This is a genomic window from Thermoleptolyngbya sp. M55_K2018_002 (assembly GCF_015295965.1).
In the GTDB taxonomy this organism is placed as follows: Bacteria; Cyanobacteriota; Cyanobacteriia; order Elainellales; family Elainellaceae; genus Thermoleptolyngbya; species Thermoleptolyngbya sichuanensis.
Genome location: NZ_DVEA01000050.1, coordinates 1 through 3,491 on the forward strand (window position 1 = coordinate 1; position 3,491 = coordinate 3,491).

2 protein-coding genes and 1 pseudogene are annotated in these 3,491 nt (G+C 55.0%); all 3 read right to left on the reverse strand.

Features of this window, described 5'->3' with window-relative positions:
- Positions 1 to 23 precede the first annotated feature (23 nt).
- On the reverse strand, positions 24 to 341 hold the full coding sequence (locus IGS51_RS02335) for a hypothetical protein (protein WP_297075389.1): 318 nt from the start codon (positions 339 to 341) through the stop codon (positions 24 to 26).
- 92 nt (positions 342 to 433) lie between these two features.
- Positions 434 to 1,618, reverse strand: coding sequence for an ABC transporter permease subunit (locus tag IGS51_RS02340; RefSeq protein ID WP_297075392.1), 1,185 nt, complete (start codon positions 1,616 to 1,618; stop codon positions 434 to 436).
- 322 nt (positions 1,619 to 1,940) lie between these two features.
- Positions 1,941 to 3,034: pseudogene (locus tag IGS51_RS02345) on the reverse strand (transporter substrate-binding domain-containing protein).
- Positions 3,035 to 3,491 lie beyond the last annotated feature (457 nt).

Below are 3,491 nucleotides of genomic sequence, written 5' to 3' on the forward strand. Positions count from 1 at the left end.
GTCGGCCACGCGACGTTCACTGTTCACGCTGTTTCGCCGACGATCGAAAGCGCCGCCAGCGCCGCCAGCAGCGCCACCAGCACCCAGACCCGCCAATACTGACTCGCGGGGAACCGCCCTACAAAGTACAGCGGCAGGTTTGCCGGAATCACCTCCCACTTCGCCAGGGAAAAGGCCCAGCGCACGAAATTAACCACCGTGCTGCCCAAAAGCCACACCAGCAGAATCGTGAGAATGCTGTTGAACCAGCTATTGAACAGGTTCTTCCGCAACCAGGCGACAGGGCCGACCTGGGCGATGGGTGGGGGGGAAGCAGAGGCGGGGGGGTAGCTGGTGGTCATCGTCTAGAACTTGGGAGTAAGAAAGGGAGTTTTGGCGATCGCCTTCTAAATCAGATACCTAAATCAGATACCAGGGACATCAGGCGCAGCGGCTAGCGCTCCTTAAGCTGGACAGCGCGGTTGAGCAGATTCATCAGCGTCGTGATCACCAAGTTGATGATGAGATACACCGCCATCAGGATGAGAATCATCTCAACAGCCCGCCCCGTCTGGTTTTGCGTGGTTTGAAAGGTCGAGAAAAAGTCGGGATAGCCGATGGCCAGCGCTAGGGTCGAGTTTTTGGCCAGGTTTTGGTACTGGCTATTGAGGGAGGGGATAATCACCCGCAGGGCCTGGGGCAGGACGACAAGCTGCATCGCCAGCCCAGTATGCAGACCCAAGGCGCGGGCAGCTTCCCACTGTCCTTTCGACACCGACTGGATGCCCGCTCGGACAATTTCCGCAATGAACGCGCCCGTGTAAAACGACAGTCCAGCCAGCACAGCGGCATATTCCAACGAAATTCGCAAGCCGCCAGTAATTCGGTTATTTTCGCCCAGGATCGGCGTTTCCCACTTCATGCCAAACAGCAGAACCAGCAGACCGGCGATCGCCAGCCCGATCAAAATCCACTGCTGCGTTTTGCCCGACGCGCCAACGGTTTCCATCAGATGAACCCGCCAGCGCCAGACAAAGAAAGCGGCGATCGCCCCCAGCACAACCCCCAACAGCGCCAGCCAGTCGCCTAAATTGTTTGCGGGCCAGGGAATAAACAGCCCGGCCTTATTAATAAAGCCCTTGCCCAGCAGCGGAGTTGGCGGGTCGTTGAGGCTACGCTGCGGCGCAAGGCTGTAGAACACCACAAAAATCCAGAAAAAAAGCTGGAGCAACAGCGGCACGTTCCGCACAATTTCCACATAAAACACGTTGAGCTTACGCAACAGCCAGTTGTCAGAGAAACTGGCGATTCCTGCAAGCACCCCAATCACCGTCGCCAGCACAAAGCCCACCAAAATCAGCCGCAGCGTGTTCAAAAAACCCACCACCAGCGCCCACCAGTAGCGATCGTTGGTTTGGTAAGGCACGATGGTTTCGCCAATGTTGAAGCCAGCTTGGTTTCTTAGGAACCCAAAGTCAAACTGCCGCCCCAACTGCGCCAAGTTGCGGAACATATTGCCAAGCAGGATCGACCCGATTAGCACTACAACACCCAGCACAATCAACTGGATAATGATTCGCCAGACCCGGTCGTCTCGCCAAAAGGGAATCTTTTCGGTGCTATCAGAAGAGTGCGTCATGCCGACCTGCTCTGTTTCTGGAAACTCGGAGAGAATACGCGAGAAAATGTGCTTGAGAAACTACGTCATCAAATGGGCTGACCGGAGAGTTTATCAATTCTTCTAAGTGGCGCTACGAGTGAAATTGCCAGCGGCCCCACAGACCCTTATCTGGCAATCCAAAATCGCAAATCCAAAATCGAAAATCAATATCGCTCCTCAGACTTTGCCCTTTGCAGAAAAGATACCAGGAAGGGCAGGCTTTGCAACATAGCCGCCTGCTGTGACGGATTGAATGTTGACGAAACCTGCCCTCCAGCGTGTTTGAAAAACGGCGCAGACTCTAGCGGAATGGCGGAGAGTACATCAGACCGCCATTCGTCCACAGTTCGTTGGGGCCGCGAGAAATGTTTAGCTCAGATCCGCTGCCCACGTTGCGCTCGTAGATTTCGCCGTAGTTGCCAACTGCCTTAATAACGTGAACCATGAAATCGGCAGGCAGACCCAGTTGGCTACCCAATTCACCCTGTGTCCCCAGGAAGTTTTGAATGTCGGGGTTCGGGTCTTGCTTCATTTGATCCACGTTGGCCTGGGTGATGCCAAACTCCTCGGCCTGGAAGAGTCCATAGGTGACCCACTTCACCACGTCATACCAGCGAGAGTCGCCGTTGATGGTCACTGGGCCCAGAGGCTCCTTGGACATCACCACGTCGAGCAGCACGTAGTCGTCAGGGTTGGGCAGGGAGGTGCGCTTGGCGGCAAGCTGAGAGCGGTCAGACGTAAAGGCATCGCAGCGACCCTCCGAGAAAGCGGCGATCGCCGCATTAGAGTCCTGGAACTTCACTTCATTAATCGTCACACCTGCTTCCTTGGTGCGGCTGGCCAAGTTTAGCTCGGTCGTCGTTCCCGTTTCCACACACACCGACTTGCCTGCTAGACCGGCCACATCTTGGATGCCGCTGGCCTTACTCACCAGTAGTCCTTGACCGTCGTAGAAAGTGGTCGGCGCAAACTCCAGACCGTTTCCGCCCGCCGCATCTCGGCTAGCCGTCCAGGTGGTGTTACGAGACAGCATGTCCACTTCGCCGCTGGGAAACGAGCCGTAGAATCGAGATTTCGATATTCAATCTTGCTGTCGATATCTTCCGATGTGCCAAAAACCGCAGCAGCCACGGCGCGGCAGACATCCACATCTAGCCCGGAATAAGTACCACTGGGGTCAACAAAGCTAAACCCAGGAATCGTACCCTCAACGCCGCAGATCAACTTACCCCGCTCTTTCACCATGTCCAGTCGGCTTCTGCCCGCAGCAGTTGCCGCTGGAGATGCGCCTTCAGCACCGGGCGAGCTTGCAGTATTCGTAGGCGCTGAGGTACAGGCAGAGATTGCGGCTACCGACAGACTGGCTGCCAGCAGCAAAGAACCCCACTTACGCATAGTTGTCTCACTCACTTCAAACACTTCAAACAGAACTTCAACAGAATCTTAGGAAAATATCAGGGTAGCAACCTGCGTGGAAGAAGTGCATCTGCAACCCAAAAACAGGCATCCGCCAGGACACAGACTCAACTTCCTCCCAGCCTACTGCTTTGAACTTTCTTAACAGTCTACTGCTTTCGGAATTCCGTTTGTATAGCGCTATACATTTAGTCGGGTTGACATAGGTCTGTAAAATGAGCGACAAACCCCTGACAAAATCAAGCGTTAAGCACCTGCAATTGAAAGTTTCCGCCGAAAACCAACACACTGAATCAGCCCTATAGGGTACTGTGTGCCAGGGCGCGCTTTGAAACCCTTCGATCCCCCTTATCCCCCCTTAAAAGGGGGGAACCGAGCCGAGCTACTCCGGAAGTCCCCCTTATTTCTAGCGAAGCGGCGCGTAAGCGCGGGGATT

Bases quoted from the DNA above. Each gene is read 5' to 3' on its own strand.
- IGS51_RS02335 (WP_297075389.1), bottom strand. From the start codon at position 341: ATGACCACCAGCTACCCCCCCGCCTCTGCTTCCCCCCCACCCATCGCC.
- IGS51_RS02340 (WP_297075392.1), bottom strand. From the start codon at position 1,618: ATGACGCACTCTTCTGATAGCACCGAAAAGATTCCCTTTTGGCGAGAC.